Source organism: Sulfitobacter mediterraneus (assembly GCF_016801775.1).
In the GTDB taxonomy this organism is placed as follows: Bacteria; Pseudomonadota; Alphaproteobacteria; order Rhodobacterales; family Rhodobacteraceae; genus Sulfitobacter; species Sulfitobacter mediterraneus_A.
Genome location: NZ_CP069004.1, coordinates 2,198,479 through 2,220,758 on the forward strand (window position 1 = coordinate 2,198,479; position 22,280 = coordinate 2,220,758).

General features: G+C 57.9%; 24 protein-coding genes. 10 read left to right on the forward strand and 14 right to left on the reverse strand.

What is annotated here, in order from left to right; translation table 11 throughout:
- Nucleotides 1-12: 12 nt before the first annotated feature.
- Entirely contained in the window at nt 13-594 is a 582-nt protein-coding gene (locus JNX03_RS10815; RefSeq protein WP_203209058.1) for a Crp/Fnr family transcriptional regulator, read from the reverse strand.
- Nucleotides 595-673: 79 nt separating this feature from the next.
- Here JNX03_RS10815 and JNX03_RS10820 point away from each other — a divergent pair, with 79 nt between their 5' ends.
- A complete protein-coding gene (locus JNX03_RS10820; RefSeq protein ID WP_203209059.1) occupies nt 674-1,216 on the forward strand; it encodes a hypothetical protein in 543 nt (180 codons plus the stop codon).
- Here JNX03_RS10820 and JNX03_RS10825 read toward each other — a convergent pair whose 3' ends face one another.
- Together JNX03_RS10825 and JNX03_RS10830 are read right to left on the reverse strand one after the other, a co-directional pair.
- Nucleotides 1,217-1,888 (reverse strand): CatB-related O-acetyltransferase, encoded by a 672-nt coding sequence (locus JNX03_RS10825; RefSeq protein ID WP_203209060.1) that lies wholly within the window; start codon nt 1,886-1,888, stop codon nt 1,217-1,219.
- A gap of 111 nt (nt 1,889-1,999) precedes the next feature.
- Entirely contained in the window at nt 2,000-3,118 is a 1,119-nt protein-coding gene (locus JNX03_RS10830) for an aminotransferase (RefSeq protein ID WP_203212220.1), read from the reverse strand.
- Between the two features lie 242 nt (nt 3,119-3,360).
- Here JNX03_RS10830 and JNX03_RS10835 point away from each other — a divergent pair, with 242 nt between their 5' ends.
- Entirely contained in the window at nt 3,361-4,239 is an 879-nt protein-coding gene (locus JNX03_RS10835; RefSeq protein ID WP_203209061.1) for a glycosyltransferase, read from the forward strand.
- 259 nt (nt 4,240-4,498) lie between these two features.
- Here JNX03_RS10835 and tuf read toward each other — a convergent pair whose 3' ends face one another.
- Complete coding sequence (gene tuf, locus JNX03_RS10840) at nt 4,499-5,674, reverse strand: elongation factor Tu (protein WP_203209043.1); 1,176 nt, start codon at nt 5,672-5,674, stop codon at nt 4,499-4,501.
- Between the two features lie 120 nt (nt 5,675-5,794).
- Complete coding sequence (locus JNX03_RS10845; RefSeq protein WP_231024230.1) at nt 5,795-6,361, reverse strand: hypothetical protein; 567 nt, start codon at nt 6,359-6,361, stop codon at nt 5,795-5,797.
- 133 nt (nt 6,362-6,494) lie between these two features.
- On the opposite strand from JNX03_RS10845, the gene JNX03_RS10850 reads away from it, so the two are divergent.
- Entirely contained in the window at nt 6,495-7,850 is a 1,356-nt protein-coding gene (locus tag JNX03_RS10850; protein WP_203209062.1) for a cytochrome P450, read from the forward strand.
- A gap of 65 nt (nt 7,851-7,915) precedes the next feature.
- Here the strand turns inward: JNX03_RS10850 and JNX03_RS10855 are convergent, their stop codons facing one another.
- The 3 genes from JNX03_RS10855 to JNX03_RS10865 form a co-directional block, all read right to left on the reverse strand.
- On the reverse strand, nt 7,916-9,031 hold the full coding sequence (locus JNX03_RS10855; protein ID WP_231024229.1) for a M48 family metallopeptidase: 1,116 nt from the start codon (nt 9,029-9,031) through the stop codon (nt 7,916-7,918).
- Nucleotides 9,028-10,293, reverse strand: coding sequence for a DUF898 family protein (locus tag JNX03_RS10860; RefSeq protein ID WP_203212223.1), 1,266 nt, complete (start codon nt 10,291-10,293; stop codon nt 9,028-9,030). The genes JNX03_RS10855 and JNX03_RS10860 overlap by 4 nt, the downstream gene beginning before the upstream one ends.
- A 101-nt stretch (nt 10,294-10,394) precedes the next feature.
- On the reverse strand, nt 10,395-12,698 hold the full coding sequence (locus JNX03_RS10865; RefSeq protein WP_203209063.1) for a DNA topoisomerase IV subunit A: 2,304 nt from the start codon (nt 12,696-12,698) through the stop codon (nt 10,395-10,397).
- Between the two features lie 203 nt (nt 12,699-12,901).
- Here JNX03_RS10865 and JNX03_RS10870 point away from each other — a divergent pair, with 203 nt between their 5' ends.
- From JNX03_RS10870 to JNX03_RS10895, 6 genes are all read left to right on the forward strand, one after another.
- Nucleotides 12,902-13,546: an SH3 domain-containing protein gene (locus JNX03_RS10870; RefSeq protein ID WP_203209064.1), complete on the forward strand. Its 645-nt coding sequence runs from the start codon at nt 12,902-12,904 to the stop codon at nt 13,544-13,546.
- Nucleotides 13,547-13,607: 61 nt separating this feature from the next.
- Nucleotides 13,608-14,435, forward strand: a complete 828-nt coding sequence (locus tag JNX03_RS10875) for an SDR family oxidoreductase (protein ID WP_203209065.1) — start codon at nt 13,608-13,610, stop codon at nt 14,433-14,435.
- Nucleotides 14,436-14,494: 59 nt separating this feature from the next.
- Nucleotides 14,495-14,701: a twin transmembrane helix small protein gene (locus JNX03_RS10880; protein ID WP_203209066.1), complete on the forward strand. Its 207-nt coding sequence runs from the start codon at nt 14,495-14,497 to the stop codon at nt 14,699-14,701.
- Complete coding sequence (locus tag JNX03_RS10885; protein WP_203209067.1) at nt 14,701-15,273, forward strand: cob(I)yrinic acid a,c-diamide adenosyltransferase; 573 nt, start codon at nt 14,701-14,703, stop codon at nt 15,271-15,273. The genes JNX03_RS10880 and JNX03_RS10885 overlap by 1 nt, the downstream gene beginning before the upstream one ends.
- Nucleotides 15,274-15,578: 305 nt before the next feature.
- Nucleotides 15,579-16,337 carry an electron transfer flavoprotein subunit beta/FixA family protein gene (locus JNX03_RS10890; RefSeq protein ID WP_203209068.1) on the forward strand — a complete coding sequence of 253 codons (759 nt, stop codon included), beginning with the start codon at nt 15,579-15,581 and terminating at the stop codon, nt 16,335-16,337.
- Entirely contained in the window at nt 16,337-17,263 is a 927-nt protein-coding gene (locus JNX03_RS10895) for an electron transfer flavoprotein subunit alpha/FixB family protein (RefSeq protein ID WP_203209069.1), read from the forward strand. The genes JNX03_RS10890 and JNX03_RS10895 overlap by 1 nt, the downstream gene beginning before the upstream one ends.
- Nucleotides 17,264-17,327: 64 nt before the next feature.
- Here JNX03_RS10895 and JNX03_RS10900 read toward each other — a convergent pair whose 3' ends face one another.
- Nucleotides 17,328-18,161: a DUF6473 family protein gene (locus JNX03_RS10900; protein ID WP_203209070.1), complete on the reverse strand. Its 834-nt coding sequence runs from the start codon at nt 18,159-18,161 to the stop codon at nt 17,328-17,330.
- A 157-nt stretch (nt 18,162-18,318) separates the two neighbouring features.
- Between JNX03_RS10900 and JNX03_RS10905 the strand changes: the two genes are divergently transcribed.
- Nucleotides 18,319-19,194, forward strand: a complete 876-nt coding sequence (locus tag JNX03_RS10905) for a 3-hydroxybutyryl-CoA dehydrogenase (RefSeq protein ID WP_203209071.1) — start codon at nt 18,319-18,321, stop codon at nt 19,192-19,194.
- Between the two features lie 134 nt (nt 19,195-19,328).
- Here the strand turns inward: JNX03_RS10905 and JNX03_RS10910 are convergent, their stop codons facing one another.
- From JNX03_RS10910 to JNX03_RS10930, 5 genes are read right to left on the reverse strand one after another with little or no spacing between them, the layout of a single operon-like run.
- Nucleotides 19,329-20,207, reverse strand: coding sequence for a lysophospholipid acyltransferase family protein (locus JNX03_RS10910; protein WP_203212224.1), 879 nt, complete (start codon nt 20,205-20,207; stop codon nt 19,329-19,331).
- A 45-nt stretch (nt 20,208-20,252) separates the two neighbouring features.
- A complete protein-coding gene (locus tag JNX03_RS10915; protein WP_203209072.1) occupies nt 20,253-20,522 on the reverse strand; it encodes an HPr family phosphocarrier protein in 270 nt (89 codons plus the stop codon).
- Nucleotides 20,523-20,535: 13 nt separating this feature from the next.
- Complete coding sequence (locus JNX03_RS10920) at nt 20,536-20,928, reverse strand: PTS sugar transporter subunit IIA (RefSeq protein ID WP_203209073.1); 393 nt, start codon at nt 20,926-20,928, stop codon at nt 20,536-20,538.
- On the reverse strand, nt 20,925-21,818 hold the full coding sequence (rapZ, locus tag JNX03_RS10925) for an RNase adapter RapZ (RefSeq protein WP_203212225.1): 894 nt from the start codon (nt 21,816-21,818) through the stop codon (nt 20,925-20,927). Before rapZ ends, JNX03_RS10920 begins: the two co-directional genes overlap by 4 nt.
- A gap of 20 nt (nt 21,819-21,838) precedes the next feature.
- Complete coding sequence (locus JNX03_RS10930) at nt 21,839-22,270, reverse strand: HPr kinase/phosphorylase (protein WP_203209074.1); 432 nt, start codon at nt 22,268-22,270, stop codon at nt 21,839-21,841.
- Between the last annotated feature and the right edge of the window lie 10 nt (nt 22,271-22,280).

The following is a 22,280-nucleotide window of genomic DNA, read 5'->3' on the forward strand; positions in this document are numbered from 1 at the left end:
AGGATCAAGAGCCTAATCGCCCCCGGATCGCGTTTCCTTGCGCAATCGGCTCAGGCTGACGGGCGTCATACCCAGAAACGACGCAATCAGCCCGTGCGCAAAGCTGTTTTCGTACTCCGGGTAATTTGTCCGAAACCACGCAAGACGGCCCGCACCGCCCAGTGAAGCCAGCGCCCATTCGCGATCTGCCTTCCGCTGAATCTCCTGTCGCAGCACCGCATTGGCCCAATTGCGAATCTCTTCGTTGCTCAGCATCCGCTCGGTCAGGGCCTCAGTGTCCATCTGTGCGATCAGCGCCTCTTCGATGATCTCCAGCGTGGCGAAGGCATCGCCGTCGCGGGTCCGCGCCAGATTGGGCGTGATCACGCATGGGCTGTCAAAAAGCCCGACACAGACAAGCCCACCCTCCGTATCGCCAATCGTCAGGGTGGCTTTGCCGTTCAGCAACAGATATTCGCCCCTGTCCGGCTCTCCCTGACGGCAGAGCAGCGCTCCGGCCATTACCCGGCCCACCTTCCAATCGGCGGCAAATCCTGCTGCCGCCGCACGGGCCATCGGGTTGTTGCCCTGTGTCAGAAAAGAAAGAAGGTCCATTCGTCGCGGCCATTATCAAATGTTAACGCAGGCCAACCGCCAGCGCCCTAAGGATCACCCATTCATAGGAGCATAGCAAATGACGCAACCCTTTTCCCCACAGCAAGAAGGCCGCCGCGCCTTGCGTTTCGGATTGGCTGCCCTAGCCGTCTATCTGATCATGACCCAAATCACCCTTGCGCATCTGCATCAGATTGCAGGGCTGGTGCCTTTCGATCTGCGCCCAACTGGATACGGTCCCGTGCAGGCTCGTAACTTGCTTGAAGCATTGGGCGCGGATGGCCAGCACTATTACCTCACCCGGCAGTTGCCCCTTGATCTGCTGTATCCGACGCTCTTTGGCCTTTGCCTGTCTGCCGCGATCCGGTGGGCGCTTGGCTGGACGGCACCATCCCGGATCACACGAGTGGCGCCCATCCTGCCGTGGTTGGCCGCCCTTGCCGATTATCTTGAAAATCTCGGCATCGCGTCGATGATCATGCTGTGGCCTGCACTGCCTGATCCCCTGATCCATACCTCCGCCGCCGCCTCGGTCAGCAAGGCGGGCCTGACAACCGTCGCGGTCTTGGTGTTCATCACCGCTTTGGCGGCCAAGGGCATTGGCCGCCTGAACCGGACGTAATCAGTCAGGCGCAACCAACTCAAGCGCATCAACATTCCCTGCCATGATCAGGCTCTCATGGGCGAGGATCAGATCAATGGGCCAATCCCACCATGCGATCCGTTGCAATCGCCCGGCATCTGCCTGCGAAAAACGCTGGCGCAAAACCCGCGCCGGGTTGCCGCCAATGATGGAATAGGCTGGGACCCTTCCGGCAACCACGGCCCCTGCACCGACAATCACACCATCACCAATATTCGCGCCGGGCAATATGCGCGCGCCTTGACCGATCCAAACGTCGTTGCCAATGCATGTGTCCGCGCCCGGTCCCGGCATCGAGGGCCGGTCTTCAATCGGACCACCGCCGAATATCGCGAAAGGATAGCTTGAGATCCCGTCATAGCGATGATTGGCCGACGATGTAATGAATACGACCCCGTCCGCGATCTGACAGAACTTGCCGATGTGAAGCTGCTCGGGGCTGAAGTCGAACAAATAAGGGGCCAGCCGCGCCGCCCAATCCTCTGGCGGGTCAAAGGCACTGGCGTAAGTGTAATCCCCCACCACAAATCGAGCGTGATCCACCGCAGCACTCAGAAATACGGTGCCCGCATGAGGGCTGCCATCGGGCAATCTAACGGGATGAGAGGTATCAGGCGCCGGAAAGGGGCGCAGGTCGTCTTGGTCAGGCATGACAAATCCTTTGATCGAGTATGATTAATGCTCAGATCCCGGTCTTGTTCATGTCACCCTCCATCACTTTCACGCATTTTATCCATTGGTGCGATCCAAGCGCAATAGCCCTTAAAGCCGCGCAAGAAATTCCGAGATTTTTGCCAGCCCTGAGCGAAGGTCAGCCTGCGGATTGGCAAATCCGATCCGCAGATAACCTTCCATCCCGAAAGCGGCCCCCGGGGTCAACAGCACACCTGTTTCTTTCAGCAACTGAATGCAAAACGCCTCTGACGGCATATCCACATCATAGCGCAGCAGGGTCACGGTGGCCGATTTTGGCCTAACCCATGCGATCTTGGGCTCGCCTTCGACCCAAGCCTCAAGGATGGCCAGATTGTCCCGCGTGATCTGCTTGCTGCGGGCCAAGATGCGATCGCTGTTTTCCAAGGCCAAGGCCGCAAAATGGTCGTCAATCTTGCCCACCGAGATCGTGTCGTAGTCGCGGTGGATCGACACTGCTTCGATCACCTCGCTTGGTCCGGCGATCCATCCCAGACGCAATCCGGCCAAGGAAAACGCCTTGGACATGCCCGCCGTGGAGATGCCCTTTTCATAAATGTCCGCAACCGCATCCGTCATGCCGCCGCCCTCTTGATCTGTCCCGCGATAGACCTCATCGCACAGCAACCAGGCATCGGCCTGCCGCGCGATTTGCGCGATCTCTTCCAGCATTGCGCGATCCATCAAAGCACCGGTTGGATTATTGGGATTGTTGATGGCAATTAGCCGGGTTTGCGGTGTGACGAGACGGCGGAGCGCTTTCAGATCCGGCAGCCAACCATCCTCTTCACGCAACTTCAGCTGTTGAACATCTGCACCTATGCTCGCAGGAATCGAATAATGCTGTTGATAGGTTGGCACCACAGCGACAACCCGGTCGCCCCTGCTGATCATCGCCTTATGGACCAGCATATTTGCCCCGATGGTGCCATGGGTCACGATCACGTTTTCGGTCTGTTGTTTGCGATAAAGAGCACAAATCGCATGGATCAGCCGCGATGATCCACGAATTTCGCCATAGGTCATTTTGAGGCCAAGCAGCTCGGACAGATCTGCCGTGTTCTTGCCGGACAAAGCCAGCAACTGTTCGATTGTCAGACTTTCCACACAGGTTTCAGCCAGGTTCAGTTCGCATTTGAACTCCCACTCGTTCATCCAAATCTCTACGCCGAATGGATCAATATGCATCATGTACCCCTGTGCGCTGACGTTTGACCGGCCTTTGGTGCCGGTTCTGTCTTGAATGACAAGTAAAGCCATAGCCGCGCAATTGGCCAGCGGACAATTCGAAATGCGATGGCCAAGCGGTCCGAGAACTTTTGGATCAGCGCTGGCGGACCTGCATGGGCGGTGATACGCTAAAGATGCGCAATCTGTGGAAACATCAACCATAGAGTGCAACAGTGCATGAGATCGCAAGGGCCAGTTGGATGACAGATCCAAAAATTCAAACGCTTGGCGTCACTCGGTGGTCTTATCCCGGCCAATCTCGAGGGTTTCGCCGGTCTGCCGATGATTTGGACCACCTGCGCACGCAACTTTATGCCCCCCATCGGCTGGATCATCGGTTGTTCTTGCTTGAACAACTTCTGATCCCCTGCCTGGCCCATCAAACCGACCCTGACTTTCTGCACCTGGTTGTCATTGGGGATCAGCTTCCTGATCCGTGGCGGTCCCGCGTTCTGGACCTTGTCGATAGCCTGCCGCAGCTTGAAGCCGTGGTCGAACCCGAAGGCAACGACATACGCGACATGCTGTCAGAGGTGATCCCGCGATACAAAGACGATCAATGCGATGTGATAGCGCAATATCGGTTGGATGATGACGATGCCGTTGCCGTGGAGTTTGTCGCCAAATCGCGGGAGATATTTTCGGACCTGCGGCCTTTCTTTGCTGCAGACGGCATTGCAGCGCTGGACTACACGCGCGGTTTCATCATGTCGACAGACGACAGCGGCCTGAACATCCGTTCCGTCTCCTCGCGGTTTTGGGCCCCCGGCATGATGATCTTTCAAGACATGGAAACGGCAAAGTCACTGTTCGAGTTTCCGCATATGCGGGTCTGGCACGACATGCCCACGTTGACATGGAAAGAGACCCCGATGTTCATTCGCGGATCACATCATGACAATGACAGCGAATTGAGCAATTTCGGGCGGCGCACGAAGTCGTTCAAATTCAATCCGCAAAACCTTGGGCGCTATATGGATCGGCGGTTCGGGATCGACCTCAAACAAATGCGCAAGGAATGGACCATGCACCAACAATGGTTCATGGGTGAGACCGAAAGCCAAACTGCCGCGCAGTAATTCCCCGCGCTCCGCGTTTATGAGAGAATGCGCTCCGGTGTTTTTGAAAACACCGGTTGGTGGGCGGCGCGCATGTTGGTCACCGCAGACCGGGGTTCACCCCCGGCACAGCACCACCCAAAGAAAAAGGCCGCCCCGGTGAGGAGCGGCCTTTGTTGTTTCAGCACCTGTGTGCCTTCGTCTTGCTCTCGTGTTCTTTTCCTCAAGGGGAAAAGACACTGCCACAAGGCGTCGCACCGGTAACAACGCTAATGCGTTGTTACTCAGTGATCTTGGACACAACGCCCGCGCCGACCGTACGGCCACCTTCGCGGATCGCGAAACGCAGGCCCTGCTCCATCGCGATAGGCGCGATCAGCTCAACGTCGAACTTCAGGTTGTCGCCTGGCATAACCATTTCAGTACCCTCAGGCAGCTGAACAGTGCCGGTCACATCTGTGGTCCGGAAGTAGAACTGTGGACGGTAGTTCGCAAAGAATGGCGTGTGACGGCCACCTTCTTCCTTGGTCAGGATATAGGCTTCGGCTTCGAACTTGGTGTGCGGGGTCACGGAACCGGGCTTACACAGAACCTGGCCACGCTCAACACCGTCACGGTCCACACCGCGCAGCAATGCGCCGATGTTGTCGCCCGCTTCGCCGCTGTCCAGCAGCTTGCGGAACATTTCAACGCCTGTGCAGGTGGTTTTCTTGGTGTCGCGGATACCAACGATTTCGATCTCGTCGCCCACGTTGATCACACCGCGCTCAACACGGCCGGTCACAACTGTACCACGGCCGGAAATCGAGAACACGTCTTCCACAGGCATCAGGAACGGCTGGTCAACAGCACGTGCTGGCGTTGGGATATACTCGTCCACAGCCGCCATCAGTTCTTTGATTTTCTCTTCGCCGATTTCTGGCTTGTTGCCTTCCATCGCCGCCAGAGCGGAACCTGCAATGATCGGAATATCGTCGCCTGGGTACTCGTAAGAGGACAGCAGCTCGCGGATTTCCATTTCCACCAGTTCCAGCAGCTCTTCGTCGTCGACCTGGTCAACCTTGTTCATGAAGACAACCATGTAAGGGATGCCAACCTGGCGGCCCAGCAGGATGTGCTCACGCGTCTGTGGCATCGGGCCATCAGCGGCGTTCACAACCAGGATCGCGCCGTCCATCTGCGCCGCACCGGTGATCATGTTCTTGACGTAGTCAGCGTGGCCGGGGCAGTCGACGTGCGCGTAGTGACGCGCTTCGGTTTCATACTCAACGTGTGCGGTTGAGATCGTGATCCCGCGGGCCTTCTCTTCGGGCGCGCCGTCAATCTGATCATACGCCTTGAAGTCACCAAAATACTTGGTGATCGCCGCTGTCAGCGTCGTTTTACCGTGGTCAACGTGGCCAATCGTGCCAATGTTGACGTGCGGCTTATTACGTTCAAACTTTTCCTTTGCCATGCTGCAAGCACCCTTTTGTAATTGAAGAGCCCATCGGACCCGATCCTCATATGGCGGGCGATGTATTGGGTCTGGAGGCTAAAATCAAGCAGGAGTTCGCGCGATCACGTGGAACCGCAATTATTCTGCCGTAACTGCGCCTTCTGCGTCCCCGTTGAACCAGCCGTTTTCAGCGTTTTGCTTGACCAGATAGCTTTCAATGGCTTTTGCGGCATTCTGCGACAGGTTCTTGAGCTGCTCTTCGGCGCTTTTGGTATAGCCCGACCCCACCACTGGCCCTTGATCCAGAGATTCGAAGACGGTGATCTGGTGCGGCTTGGGCGTCAGCTTGAGATTCTTGGCATCGTCCCAGACCGTCAGATTGATCACGAGAATCGATTTCGGCGCAAACAGCACCGGCACCCCGGGCTGGGCCAGCACATAGCCTTCGATGCTCATCCCGAAATGATAGTTGCGCGTGCCGTTGTAACGACCGAACCGTTCGGCGGTGGCATCAGTCAACGCTTTGGTCAGCTCTTCTTTGCTGGCCTCACGGCTGAGCGGGCCTTTCACAACCTTGGGCGCCACAGCGATGTTATGCTGCAGTTTGAAATCCCCCAGCGGCACCGCCGCCTTGTTCAGATCAGCCGCACCGTTGCAGGCAACCAGCATGAAAAGGGACATCACAACCAAAACAACACGCATCATAACATAGCCCTTTCAAGGCGGAGGAGACCGCATTTCGATACCTCAAGCCCCCGCAAGGTGCAATCATTTGCCGCCTTGGCCAAACTGCAGTTCAACCCTATCTAGAAGACAGGACCATTCGGAGGACCGCAAGATGACCGCCGCCAGCCCCCTGCCCGTACGCGTGCCCCTTGTCACAGAACCCAAAAGCATTCTCGAAAGCCTGCAAATGGCGCGGCGTAATGTGCTGAGCATTATCCCCGCTATCGCCATGACACAGCCAATGGTCTCTGGCAAAACCGGCAAGCGCTGGCATATGGTCATGGACCCCGGCGCGATCCGGCAAATCCTGCTGGACCGGCTGGAGGATTATCCAAAGTCCGTGGTCACCAAAAACCTGCTGAAACCGGCCATTGGCGAATCGCTGTTTATTGCTGAAGGGGCGCACTGGCGCTGGCAAAGACGGGCCGCCGCACCGGTGTTTTCGCACCGCAACGTGATGAACCTCTCGCCGATTATGACAGCCGCTGCAGAACGTGCGGCAGATCGGATCACCGCCGCAGGGCCACGGGCGATCAATATGCTGGACGAGATGGTTACAACGACATTTGACGTCATTGGCGATGTGACCTTTTCGGGGGGCGATACCTTTGACCGCGACAAGGTGCATGGCGCGATTGACGATTACATCGCCGAGGCGGGCAAGATCAGCCTGTTTGATATACTCGGCCTGCCAGACTGGATCCCGCGCCCCGGCAGGGTGATGTCGGGCAAGGCGCTCAAGGAAATGAAAGCCCTGGCAGACCATGCCATCGTAGAGCGGGCACATCGCGGCCATGACGGCACACCGGATTTGCTCGACCTGCTGCTTGACGGGATCGACCCTGAGACAAAGCGCCAGATGTCCACCAGCGAACTGCGCGACAACCTGCTAACCTTTATTGTGGCGGGGCATGAAACCACTGCCCTGACCCTGGCTTGGGCGATGTATCTGGTTGGGTTTGACCAAGAGGTGCAAGACCGCGCAAGCGCCGAGGCACAAAGTGTTTTGAACGGCCGCGCCTGCACCGGCGATGATGTGGAGAAATTGCCGTTCATCCGCATGATCATTGACGAAGCCCTGCGCATGTACCCCGCCGCCGGGATCATTTCGCGCACCGCCCAAAAGGCCGATACCCTCTGCGACCGCGAGATCAAACCAGGCGATACGGTGATGATCCCGATCTATGCGCTTGGGCGGCACCAGATGCTGTGGGACGATCCGGACAGTTTCCGCCCAGAAAGATTTGCCGACCGCAAGGCGATTGACCGCTATGCCTATCTGCCCTTTGGCGACGGGCCACGCATCTGCATCGGAGCCTCCTTTGCCCTGCAGGAGGCAGTGATCATTCTGGCGACCTTGCTGTCACGGTTTGAGTTCACGCCTGTGGCTGGCAAAGACCCCGAACCGGTGATGATCCTGACACTGCGCCCGGAAGGCGGCGTCTGGATGACAGCCAAGCCGCTCTAATCCGGCGGCGGCGTTTTCTTCAGTCAAAACGGTACGGATCGTTCGGGTCAGGCCTGCCGCTCGGCTCATTTGCAGATGTTTTGCAGCGCCGCCCAATCCTCATCGGGCATTGACGGGCCGTAGGCCGCATCCGGATCGACCGCTGCCCGCGCCGCGCGAATGCGATCCCCCATCGCCGGGTGGGTCAGGAAATGCGCGGCCACGCCGCTGCGGTCTCCATGCTCGCCCTGCAGGTTCTCAAACATCCGCCCCAATGCTGCCGGGCTGATCCCCGCATCCTCCAACGCCTCATGTGCAAATTCATCCGCAGCGGTTTCTGCGGCTTGGGAATATTGAGCGGCAATCAACCGTTCCGTCAGGAACAACACCGCCGCCCCACCCGCAAAATCTCCGAACAAAAGGCCCAGCACCCCAATAGATCCGGCAGAGCGCAAAGCATGGCGCGTCGGGTCGCGGCTGTTCACATGGCCAATTTCATGCGCGACAACGGCGGCCACTTCATCAGGGCCATCTGCGGCCTCGATCAAACCCCGAAACAGCACGACATAGCCGCCCGGCAAGGCGAAGGCATTGACCATCTCGTGATCAAGAACGGCAATCGTCACGTCCTGCCGAAATGCGCGATCGCCGCTGAGCTTGGCAACCAGTTTGTTCAATGCCGTGGTGCCGACCTCAGAAGCACAAACCTCAATCGGGCTGAGCCCGGTGTCATCAAGCGCCTCTCGGATATGGCCAAAGGTCGCCTCGCCCAGCGCCTTTTCCCCGTCAACCGGGATGAACTTGGCCATGTTATCCGCAAGCAACGGCACCAGCACAAAGATTTGCAAAGCCACGGCAGCCACGGCAGCAAAAGCCCATTTGATCAACCGCCCGCGCCCCTTGGGCGGGGCGCGGCGCGTGGCCTGCGGCAGGGCGGACAGCAAAAACGGATTGGGCGATACAAGCCGCGCCAAAGGGTCGCCCGTCCAGCGCAACACATATTGCGCACGGCCCGAAATGTCCGGCAAGGCGCGGACCTCAGTCAAAGGCCATTCCACCACTTGCCCGTCGTCCAGCGTGATCTCAAGCAGGCTCTGCCCCTGTGTCAGCGCCAGTGTCACCTCCCGCGGCTGCGGCACATCCCCGTCGAAATAGCTGGCTCCGGTGGCATCCATCGCACGGGTTGCCAAAACATCGGTCATATCGCGGCCCCCAGATCAAGGGCTTCGGCAAAGCCTTCGGCCTCGGCAAAATCATCGCGGGCGCGTTGGCTGATATGATCCAGACCGTGATAATCCGGCAACCGTGTGGTCAGCGCCATATGCCGCATGATCGGGAAGGTCACAAAGGTGTTGTAGAGCACGCCCCAAAGCAAAAACGCAGACAGATAGAGCATCCCCATCAGCACCACCGCCACCCAGCGCGGCCAATCTCCGACCGCCGAAATGCCGCCTAATCCGAACCATGCCAGAAAACTGTCAAAGCCAAGCATCGCCGCGCCTATGAGGATCACCGCAAGGATCGCAACCGTCAGCACAAGATACGACAGGAAAACGCCCAAAACGTAAATCATTGCTATGCGCGGCGGCTTAACATCAGAATGGAAGGTGATCCCGGGCGCGGTCTTGTAATTGGCCAGGATACGTTTGGCCGCCCACCGGTAATGAACAGCGCCATACATCAAGCCGAGAGCGCAGAGAACAAACAGCCACAGGCGTTCAGGATCGGCAAGAGCCGGCAATTCGGCATCGTCGTCAAACAAACCGTCCCAGCCTTCTGTTACAAGCTCGGCGAATGTTGTTTGTGGGAATACAGGTGCAAGCCAAATAATCCAGACCGTCAGGACAACCGTCAGTGCCAAGGACACTCCAATAGGCACCGCCGCACGATACAGCATTGTCCAATGCCCACCCTGCGTCAGCCGGGCCGACCCAAAGAACAATCTGTCAGTGCGGTATTTCTCAAGCCAGAAGGTCATGCGCGGCCACAAGACGCCCAAGGTACAAATCGTGATGGCCCAATGCACCAAGGCCCGCCATGCATAGCCCCATGCGCCTTTCTCCAGGCCGAACCGCACACCGCGCCAGCGGGTGCGGCCCAGAACATATCGCCGCGCCCGATACCGGGCATAAAACCAAAGCGGGATCACCCCGGCAAAGCTGGCCAGGTACCCGACCCATGACGAATTGAAGACCGAGAAACTGACAAACATCAGCAGCAGATTCACGATGCCGATGTAGAAAGTCAGAATCACCACTGCGATAAAGAACCCCAGAAGCTTTTCAATCGGATCGCCCACATATTCCATCGGATGACCACCCGGCCGGATCGCGGACCAATACCAGCGGCGCAGGCGGGTTTTCATCCAGAACCGGTAGATGCCCAATGTGATGACCGTCAGAAACCCGGTCTTGAGCGCCAGCCAGAACAGCGCCCAGCGGCTGCCGACAAATTCCACCTTCATCCAGCCCGGCGCCTTGGCGGCAATCGGTGTGGTGGGCGCGGTGGGCGGTGTCCCCCAAGGGCCAGCATTGGAGGAACGGTCAGTCATCTGGCGTGTCCGGATCAGGTGAACGTGTTGTCACGAGGAAAACCGCGCGGCGCCATGCGCCCGGCACTGGCCCGTTTGCCCGACCATTCGGTCAGATCCGTTTCAGTGCGCGTGCGCCCGGCAGGGTCAAGCCAGCTGAGCCCCTGCGCACTGTCAAAGGTGGTGGCATCGGAAAGCCCGCCGTCCTTGTACTTTTGCAGCCGCACCCCTTTGCCGCGACCCATCTCGGGCAGTTCATCCACCCCAAAGACCAGCACTTTGCGGTTCTCGCCAACGGTCGCGACCATATCGCCATCGACCTCATGGCAAATCAACGCCGTGACATCGCCGCGCACGTTGAGCACCTGTTTGCCACTGCGGGTCTGCGCCACAACATCGTTTTCAGGCACGATGAAACCGTCGCCCGCACTTGAGGCCACCAGCAACTTGCGATCCGGACGGTGGATAAACAGCCGGACGATCTGCACCTCGTTGGGCAGATCGACCATCAGGCGCAAAGGCTCGCCCATGCCGCGCCCGCCCGGCAAGGCGCTGGCAGAGACAGTGTAGAACCTCCCGTTTGAGCCAAAGACCAACAAACGATCCGTGGTTTCCGCATGGAAGATAAACCGCGGCCCGTCGCCATCCTTGAACTTCAATTCGCGGGTCAGGTCGATGTGACCGGTCATTGCGCGAATCCAGCCCATCTCGGAACAGACCACCGTGATCGGCTCACGGTCGATCATCGCCTCGATTGGCACTTCTTCGATCTCGCCTGCCTCGGCAAATGTGGTGCGGCGCGCGCCGCCAGCGTAGTCCTTGCCAAATTGCTTTTTCGTGGCCCGCAACTGATCTGTGATCGTGGTCCATTGCAGGTCTTCGCTTTCCAGCAGGTCTTCAAGGCCCGCGCGTTCTTCCATCAGCGCAGATTGCTCGCGCAGCAATTCCAACTCTTCCAAGCGGCGCAGGGACCGCAAACGCATGTTCAGGATCGCATCCGCCTGAACCTCGCTCAGCTCCCCCTCTCCGGGTGCAGGCGACACATAGTCGGCCTCATTCATCGCGCGGACGTGGGTCTTGCCCCAATCCTCCCGCATCAGGGCTGCTTTGGGATCGTCGTCGTAACGGATAATATCAATAACCCGGTCAAGGTTGAGGAAGGCCACGATAAAGCCTTCGAGCACCTCAAGACGGTGGTCGATCTTCTCCATTCTATGGACAGAGCGCCGCTGCAACACCTCGCGCCGGTGGTCAACAAAGGCGCGCAGCACCTCTTTCATCGAGCAGACCTTGGGTGTGACCCCGTCGATCAGCACATTCATGTTCAATGAGAACCGGACCTCAAGATCCGAGTGGCGGTACATCATGCCCATCAGAACCTCTGGATCGACATTCTTGGACCGCGGCTCAAGGATCATCCGGATGTCATCGGCAGATTCGTCGCGCACATCGGCAAGGATCGGGATCTTCTTGGTCTGGATCGCCTCGGCGATCTTTTCGATCAGTTTCGACTTTTGCACCTGATAGGGGATCTCGGTGACAACGATCTGCCACTGCCCGCGCCCCAGATCTTCTACCTCGTAGCGGCAGCGCAGCCGGAAACCACCCTTGCCGGTGCGATAGGCCGTCGCGATGTTTTCTGGCGGCTCCACAATGATGCCACCAGTCGGGAAATCCGGCCCCGGCACGTATTTCAACAGCGTATCATCCCGGGCGTCGGGTATTTTGATCAGATGGATGCAGGCGTCACACAATTCTGAGATATTGTGCGGCGGAATATTCGTCGCCATGCCAACGGCAATGCCGCTGGAACCATTGGCCAACAGATTGGGGAATTGGGCGGGCAAGACCACGGGTTCGGTCAGGGTGCCGTCATAATTCTCCCGAAAATCAACGGCGTTCTCGGTCAACCCTTCCAACATCGCCTCGGCAACGGCGGTCATTCGGGCTTCGGTATACCGGCTTGCGGCGGGGTTATCGCCGTCGATATTGCCAAAGTTCCCTTGCCCGTCGACCAGCGGATAGCGAACGTTGAAATCCTGCGCCAGACGCGCCATCGCGTCATAGATCGCCGCATCCCCATGGGGGTGATAGTTGCCCATCACATCGCCCGAGATTTTGGCCGATTTTCGGAAACCGCCGTTGGAGGCCAGCCGCAATTCCCGCATCGCATAGAGAATCCGGCGGTGTACCGGCTTGAGCCCGTCCCGCGCATCCGGCAAGGCCCGGTGCATGATCGTGCTCAGCGCATAGGTCAAATACCGTTCACCCAGCGCGCGGCGCAGGGGTTCGGACAGATTATGCGGGTCCATGCTGGGGGGATCGGTCACGTCAGACATAGATGTTGTGTAGCCAAGGGGGGCGGATGCAGCAAGCGCATCATTGGCCGCGAAAGCAAAACACACGTGCAAATTGCGACACATTTACCACGGGGAGAGGTCGATATCATTTCCCCTCCCGGTGAATCGTTAAATTTGGTATTGAACTTTTGGGGGGAGTTTGACGTTAAGCTCCAAACAGCTGCACTTTCGGGGTTCTTGTCATGTTTCGGTTTATGTTGGTTTCTTTTGGCTTTATGGGCTGGGCGTTCTATGAGATGAGCGGCGGCTCGGATTTTGATCCGATTGCGACCCGCATGGCGCGTATTGAGCCAGCAGCCGAAACTCCATTCGATACTCCGGCCATCCCCAACGATCAGGTGGTCCTTGCCTCTGCATCCACCGACATTGTGGATACCGACCCTTTTGCAGACGACACGGTCACACGCGTTTCCCTGAACCTGACCAGCCTGCAAGATGCGCTTGATCAATCGGGCGATGCGGCGGTTGTGGCCCCGGCTGTACAAACGGTTGATCCGGCGGTTGTGCCAACCAACGTCGCAATCACCACGTCATCTACGGACACGCCTGCCATTATCCCAAGCCTGATCGTGCAAGACGATACTGTGACGGACAACGCCACCCCTGCAGCGCTGATCTCCGAGGCCGGCCTCGATATCCGCACCGTATCCGGCAACCGCGTCAATGTGCGTGGCGGGCCAAGCACGAATTTCTCGGTGGTCAGCAAACTGGTGCGCGGTGACGCCGTCGAGATCCTCGAAGACAACGGGAATGGCTGGGTCAAGATGCGCTCGGTCCTGACGGGCGAAGAAGGCTGGATGGCCGACTTCCTGCTGTCTGAAAGCTGATACGATATTGCCAATCTGAGCATCGCACGTCATGAAAGGCCTCCGCTCCGGAGGCCTTTTTATGTCTGAACGCACTATCCTCATCACCGGCTGCTCCAGTGGCATTGGCTATGCCGCCGCGAAAACCTTGCGCCAACGCGGCTGGCGCGTGTTTGCCGCCTGCCGCAAGCAAGAAGACTGTGACCGCCTGCGCGGAGAAGGGTTTGATGCACCGCGCCTCGATTATCAGGACGAGGACAGCATCAAAACCGCGCTGGATGAGGTGCTCGGGGCCACTGGTGGCACTTTGGACGCTCTGTTCAACAATGGTGCCTATGCGATCCCCGGCGCGGTGGAAGACCTGCCAACGGAGGCACTTCGCGATATTTTTGAGAGCAATTTTTTCGGCTGGCATAGCCTGACGCGGGCTGTTCTGCCCGTGATGCGGGCGCAGGGGCATGGCCGGATTGTGCAATGCTCTTCGGTTTTGGGCCTGATCACAATGCCCTGGCGCGGCGCCTACAACGCCAGTAAATTTGCCCTCGAAGGGCTGACAGACACCTTGCGCATGGAAATGCGTGACACGGGCATTGACGTGGTGCTGATTGAACCGGGGCCAATCACCTCTGCTTTTCGGGCCAACTCGATCATTCAATTCGAACGTTGGATTGATTGGAAGAATGCCCCCCGGGCCGCGCAATATGAGACGCAACTGCGCCCGCGCCTCTACGATTCAGTGAAAAAGACCACCTTTGAGCTTGGCCCCGAAGCCGTGGTGGACAAGCTGATCCATGCCCTCGAAGCGCCCCGCCCCCGCCCGCGCTATTACGTCACAGTTCCCACCTATTTCTCCGGTTTCATGCGGCGTTTGCTGCCCACGCGCCTGCTCGACAAGGTCATGGGCGGCTGAAAAAACTTGCGCAAAGATTGTGGCCCGCTACATCACCATAGAACCCGAAAGGATTGGCCATGCCCTCTGACCCGCTATTTATCATCGTGATCCTCGCCGTGCTGGCGGTTGCCGTTGTTCTGCTGATCGGGCTTGGCGGTTTCGCCGGCGGCGGGGCGTTCAACAAGCGTAACGGCAACAAGATCATGCGCCTGCGCATCATTGCCCAGTTTGTCGCGGTACTGCTGATCCTCGGCTATATCTATCTTCGCAAGGACGCAGGCTGATGGTTGTTCTCAATAAGATTTACACGCGCACCGGCGATGCAGGTGCAACTGCGCTTGGCAACGGCGCACGGGTTGCCAAGCATAACGCACGGGTTGAGGCATATGGCACCAGCGATGAGCTGAACTGCTTTGTCGGCGTGGCCCGGCTTGAGGCCAGCGGCGAAACCGATGATGCATTGTCGCGCATCCAAAATGATTTGTTCGATCTGGGTGCCGATCTTTGCCGCCCCGATATGGAGGCCGACAAAGAAGCAGAATACCCGCCGCTGCGCATGACGGCAGAACAGGTCGACCGCCTTGAGGCGGAGATCGATATCATGAACGCCGAACTGGACCCCCTGCGCAGCTTTATTCTGCCCGGTGGCACTACATTGGCCGCGCAATTGCATGTTTGCCGCACCGTGGCGCGCCGCGCCGAACGGCTGGCTGTTTTGTTGTCAGAGCAAGAACCCATCAATCCTGTTGCAGTGAAATACCTCAACCGGCTCAGCGATTGGTTCTTTGTCGCGGCACGTATGGCCAACAACGGCGGCAAGGACGACGTGCTTTGGGTGCCGGGCGCCAACCGCTGAGCCCGGGACAGACCATGCCCGAGCAAACAGGCAATCCAGCCCGGCCAATGCATCCCGTCTGACATAGGACCAGGGCCACGCCGCGAACAGCTGGTCCCAAATCACCCTGACTTCGAAACATCCCAATTTTTGAAACAATTCGGAAAATTTTTGCCAAGCTGAGGCGCTAACATAAAAAACGCGGCGTACTTAATGCCGCAATTGCCGATTTTGCCCTGTTTCGGTTGTAAACCTTTCGCTAAACCACCCGAGAGGAAGTTCAAGGATTTGCCATTGGGTGAGTCGTAATCAAGGAGAAAACGCTCATGAAGGTACTCGTGCCGGTCAAGCGCGTGATTGACTACAACGTGAAAGTGCGCGTCAAAGCGGACGGATCGGGTGTTGATCTAGCCAACGTAAAAATGTCGATGAACCCGTTTGACGAGATTTCCGTCGAACAGGCGATCCGTCTGAAAGAAGCCGGTCAGGCGGATGAAGTGGTTGTTGTATCCATTGGCGTCAAGCAGGCGCAGGAAACACTGCGCACCGCATTGGCCATGGGCGCAGATCGCGCCATTCTGGTTGTGGCTTCTGACGATGTACACAATGACATCGAACCGCTGGCCGTGGCCAAGATCCTCAAAGCGATCGTGGACGAAGAACAGCCCGGTCTGGTTCTGACAGGTAAGCAGGCGATCGACAACGACATGAACGCCACCGGCCAGATGCTTTCTGCGCTGCTGGGTTGGTCGCAGGGTGCATTTGCCTCCGAGATCAATATCGACGGCGACAGCGCCGTTGTGACCCGCGAAGTGGACGGCGGTCTTCAGACCATCAAGGTGTCCATGCCAACGGTCATCACCGTGGACCTGCGCCTGAACGAGCCACGCTATGCCTCGCTTCCGAACATCATGAAGGCCAAGAAAAAGCCGCTGGAAGAAAAGACAGCCGCTGACTACGGCGTTGACGTGTCCAACCGTCTGGAAATCGTAAAAACAGTTGAGCCAGAAGAGCGTGCCGCCGGTATCAAGGTGGGCTCCGTGGATGAGCTGGTCGAGAAACTCAAAGAAGCGGGGGCTGTGTAATGGCTGTTCTACTCCTTGCAGAAGTAACCGATGGCGAACTGGCGATGGACGCAACGGCCAAGGCCGTGACCGCTGCCAAGCAATTGGGTGATGTGACTGTTCTGGCCGCCGGTGGCTCTGCCGCCGCGGCGGGCGATGCGGCAGCCAAGATTGACGGTGTTGCCAAGGTTCTGGTTGCGGAAGATGCCTCGCTGGGTCACCGTCTTGCGGAAGCCACAGCAGCATTGATCGTGTCTCTGGCGGGTGATTACGATCACATCGTCGCGCCAGCTACCACAGACGCCAAGAACGTGATGCCACGTGTTGCGGCGCTTTTGGATGTGCAGATCATCTCTGACGCCTCCGGCGTTGTGGACGCAGACACCTTCGAGCGTCCGATCTATGCGGGCAACGCAATCCAGACCGTCAAATCCACTGATGCCAAAAAGGTCATCACCTTCCGGACCGCGACATTTGACGCGGCTGGCGAAGGCGGCTCTGCATCTGTTGAAACAATTGGTGCGGCGGCAAACCCCGGCCTGTCTGAATGGGTCGAAGACAAGGTCGCCGAATCCGATCGTCCAGAGCTGACGTCGGCTGGCGTTGTGGTTTCCGGCGGTCGCGGTGTCGGCTCCGAAGATGACTTTGCCCTGATCGAAAAACTGGCTGACAAGCTGGGTGCCGCCGTTGGCGCATCCCGTGCGGCGGTTGACAGCGGCTATGCCCCGAACGACTGGCAGGTTGGCCAGACCGGCAAAGTTGTTGCACCTGATCTTTATGTTGCTGTTGGCATCTCCGGTGCGATCCAGCACCTTGCCGGTATGAAAGACAGCAAAATCATCGTCGCAATCAACAAAGACGAAGAAGCACCGATTTTCCAGGTTGCTGATTTTGGTCTGGTTGCCGACCTGTTCGAGGCCGTGCCCGAATTGATCGAAAAACTCTGATTGTCAGAGGTTCTCCTCTGAGCAACCGACAAACGGCCCGCCCTCACCGGCGGGCCGTTTTGCGTCAAAGGATCCTGTGCAGGGCTGACACCACTGCGTCCGCGGCCTCGATATGCGCCTGTTGGCCCAACATTTCTTCGGCGGCCATGGCCTCCATCTCGGCAAATATCATCCCTTCGGTTCCCATCACCCGCGCACGGGGGGAGGCAACAACCTCAACCACATGTGTGGCATGACCGGCAATCTCGTCCATCATCTGGCGCGTGATGAAAAGCGGATCATTCCCAATGGAGTGCGGCGGGCCACGCCCGGCATCCCTTGGCTTTTGCTCCGAAAACCAAAGCAGAACGGATTTGCCTCTGACCTGGCTCAACATCAACCGCATCCGCGCAAGCCAGGCTTGCTGCAACTCTTGCAAGACCGTCGCAAAACGATCTGGCGACACCTCAAGCAGCTTGCTCAACATATGTTTGGTAAAGTGGAAATCGGCAAAATCCACCTCGCGGTATATCGTCGCCAAAAGCGATGAGGCAGAGACAAACCGATCATTGCGCCTTGGATGCACAGCATAGAACCGATTGGTCATATTCTGCGCGCCCAGCACCTGTATCACCGCAACATCCGCCTGCGCTGCAGCGCCCAAAATGAACGGATCATTCACAAAAACATCGATCCCGGCATTTGGCACACCAAAATTCGCGGCAGTTTTGCCAAGCTCCTCTTCCACCAAAACAGGAAACGGTTTGGCGAGGAATTTTCCATAGGTTTCCGTCCCACCGATAAACGCGATATAGGGCTCGTCCAAACTTCGTTTCGGTCCCCGAAACAGCAACTTCGAATTGCCATAGCGGCACGGAAGATAATCAAGGGCCCCCAGCCCTAATGCATCAATGGTCATCACACCCACCTTGTTTCATTCACCCAGACACAACATGCAGCTGCTATTCCTGCGATTCGCTTAACGGGTGAATTTGCCACGCTTTTTGGACAAACCCTGCCCTTGCGACTGCCCCCCACCGCGCCCTATTGTAGGGGCAGGCAGAAAAGGACATTCCATGGACATCCAATCAATCGGCATCGTCGGCGCAGGCCAGATGGGCAACGGCATCGCGCATGTGATGGCTCTGGCCGGCTATGACGTGCTTGTCACCGATGTGAGCGCGGAGGCGCTCAAAAATGCCATGGAAATCATCGAAGGCAATCTTGGTCGACAGGTGGGCCGGGGCAAAGTGTCGGAGGCCGATGCCAATGCCGCCATGGCCCGGATCAAAACAACACAAACGCTCACCGATCTGGGGCAAAGCGATCTGATTATTGAGGCCGCCACCGAACGCGAGACTGTCAAGCAAGCCATTTTCGAAGATCTGCTGCCGCATCTGAAGCCAGAGACAATTCTGACCTCGAACACCTCCTCGATTTCCATCACCCGCCTGGCCAGCCGCACCGACCGCCCGGAAAAATTCATGGGCTTCCACTTCATGAATCCGGTCCCGGTGATGCAATTGGTCGAACTGATCCGCGGCATCGCCACGGACACCGAAACCTATGACGCCTGCAGGGCCGTGGTGGACCGGCTTGGTAAAACCGCCGCTTCCGCCGAAGACTTCCCGGCCTTTATTGTGAACCGCATCCTGATGCCAATGATCAACGAGGCGGTTTACACCCTGTACGAAGGGGTCGGATCGGTGCAATCGATCGACAGCTCGATGAAACTGGGCGCCAACCATCCCATGGGCCCGCTTGAACTGGCAGATTTCATCGGCCTCGACACCTGTCTTGCGATTATGAATGTGCTGCACGACGGTCTGGCCGACACGAAATACCGCCCCTGCCCCCTGCTCACCAAATATGTTGAGGCCGGATGGCTGGGCCGCAAAACCAGCCGCGGCTTCTACGACTACCGAGGCGACGTGCCCGTACCCACCAGATAGGGCAGACGGCCTTTGCCCCTTTTTGGCTCTAAATACTCCGGGGAGCTTGAGGGGCTGGCCCCTCAATCCGACCTGTCAGACAAACTCAACCGTCCAATATGTGTCCGGCACAACAGTTAGCCTGAACGCTGTAGTCAGTCCGTCAAACCAAGGGTCTGCTCGCGCAGCCAAGCCATGAATCCGCGCGGATCATCTGCGCGGGCGTCGATTTCTTCTTGCGGGATAGGATGGCCGACAATAGGCGCTTGGGGTTTGTCACAACTGTGCACAATCTCATGCAACAAAAGACCCTGCCGCAACATCGGACTGACCTTGTTTGCGATCTGATAGGCACGGCTGTTCTGTCCGGGGAATTTCATCGGAACCACCGTGGCGCCCGACCTGCGGATCATCTTGGCGGTAAAGACATTCCACTCCGCTTCCACCGCTGGCCCCCACCATGTTTCTGATGAGGCGACCACACCCGATGGGAACAGGGCCACGACACCGCCCTCTTTCAAATGCGCCATCGCCTTGGCCCGCATCTCAACGCCTTTGCGCTGCGCATCAGGATCATGGGGAAACGGCACCGGGATCATGTAGCTGCCCGCGACCTCATCAATTGAAGTCAGCAACGACCGCGTCAGAATACGGTAGTCGGGGCGCACACGGCCAATCAGATCGGCAAAGATCATCCCGTCCACCATACCGTGCGGATGGTTGGCCACCACAATCACGGGGCCGGTCTTGGGAATGCGATCCAGTTGCGCCTGAGGGGTCAACAAATCAATGCCCATCGTATCAAGAGCGGCCCGCCAGAACGGTTGCCCTGACGGGGTGCCGCGCTTTTCAAACTGCTTGATCATGCGCAAGATCTTCAGCTTGCCGGTAAACAGCTCGATAATGCTGATGATCCGCGATTTGACCGGATCATCAAAAGTCGAGGCATAAGAAAGACTGCGGCGGTCATAGGTGACAAATGACACTTCGCCCGCTTCAGGCGTGCCTGTTTCAGCCGCGTCTGATGTTTGCAGATCTTTCACCAAGACATGTCACCCTCTTCCGGTCGCCTGAAATGCTCAGAAACCTTCGCCGAACTTGTCCGCCACCAACGCCTTCAGCGCCTCAGCAAGGGCATCTGCATCCGGTCCGGTGGTTTGAATGTCAATCGTGCTGCCCCGCGACGCGGCCAACATCAACAATCCCATGATGCTGTCGCCGCAGGCGGTCATGCCATCCTTGCTGACATCAGCGCGGGCGTCAAATGCCTCAACCACTTCAACAAGTTTGGCCGAGGCGCGGGCGTGCAAACCCTTTTCGTTCACGATTTTTAGGGAAAATTCGGGCATAAATTTGGGCCTTCTAACCTGCGCTCACATTTTGGCTGTCGATATACTTCTTACCAGCATCAAGCGCGGCGCGCACCGCATCGGGCACATCCATCTGGCGGGATTTGGCCAGTTTGATCAACATCGGCAGGTTGGCACCATAGAGAATGCGCCGGTTCTCTGGACGGCACGCCAAAAGCGACAGGTTCGATGGCGATCCGCCAAACAGATCCGTCACGATCACCACGCCTGCACCCTGGTCAACCTCGTCAGCGGCGGCGCAGATCTCGGATTCCTTGGCACTGCGATCATGGTCAGCGTGGATCGAGATCGCCCGGACCCCATTTTGCGAGCCAACAACATGTTCAATCGCGGCAAGGTATTCCCCCGCCAGTCCGCCATGTGCGACTATCACAATTCCGATCACGTCGATGTCTCTTTCCGGTCCTGAGGATCCAACTCGCGGTGTCTTATTGACACTTGCCAACCCTCCTGTGCAAGGCGCAAAGCATGATCTTCTGCCAACGTCACCGACCGATGCTGCCCGCCGGTACACCCAAAGGCGATTGAAATGTGTGACTTTCCCTCATCCTGAGAAGCAGGCAGAATCATCTGGCACAATTCAAAGACCTTGTCCGAGAAACTCGCAAAGCGCGGATCACTCCTGACATAGCCTGCAACCGCATCATCCGTGCCATTCAATCCCCGAAGGCTTTCGTCCCAGAACGGGTTGCGTAGAAACCGGCAATCGAACACCAAATCCACACTGCGCGGCAGCCCCCGCTTGTAGGAAAAAGACTGCACAGAGATGCTCAGGTCATGCTTGCCGCCGGGCGCAAACCAATGCTCCACCTCCGCACGCAGCTCATGCACGTTCAGCTGGCTGGTGTCGATCAGAACGTCGGCCCGGGTCCGAAGCGGGCGCAGCAACAGCTGTTCGCGTTCAATGCCTGCGGCAGGGCTGTCTTCGGGGGCCAGCGGGTGCCTGCGGCGGGTTTCCGAGAACCGACGAAGCAGCACATCTGTGTCACAGTCGAGATAAAACAATTCGACCTTCAAATCGCTGCGGGCCGACAGTTCGCCCAACAGATCAAGAATGGCATCGGTCGAAAAATCACGGTTCCGCGCATCTATGCCCAAGGCCATCGGGTGGTCCTGTTCCGGGCTGGACAGCAGGGCAGGCAAAAGCCGAAGTGGCAGGTTGTCGATGGCCTCAAAGCCCGCGTCCTCAAGAACATTCAACGCCGAGGACCGGCCTGCGCCGGACGGTCCGGTCACAAGCACGATGCGGCGCTGTGGCCCTTCAACGGGGGTCATTGAGGCGTTGTCATTGGGGATCATGATCGAAGATTTATACTTCGCCGGAGGGAAAGCAAGATAGCTGCTGCAAAATGCGGCCCATCAACACGGCGCAGACAGGGCAAGGGGATGTCCAGCACTTCGATACTGACAGGATCAGGCAATCGCTGTGCGGTATGCTGCCCCATATCAACGGCCAGTACCACTTGTGCGGAATGCGCATAGGGCACGTTCAGAATACCGACGCCTCGTGCCTCGATCTTGCCTGCGATTGCGTCTGGCGCAGATGCGGTGACGGTCTTTGCATCGGATGTGAGGAGCGTTCGGTCATCCGCCACCAGAACCGCCCCAAGCGCGATCAGTTGAAGCGCCAGCGCGGATTTTCCGGTTCCCGATGCACCAAGTATGAGTGCCCCATGCCCATCCAGACTGACGGTGGTGGCATGCAGGGTCTCGGTCAGCGGTGCCATACCGTCATCA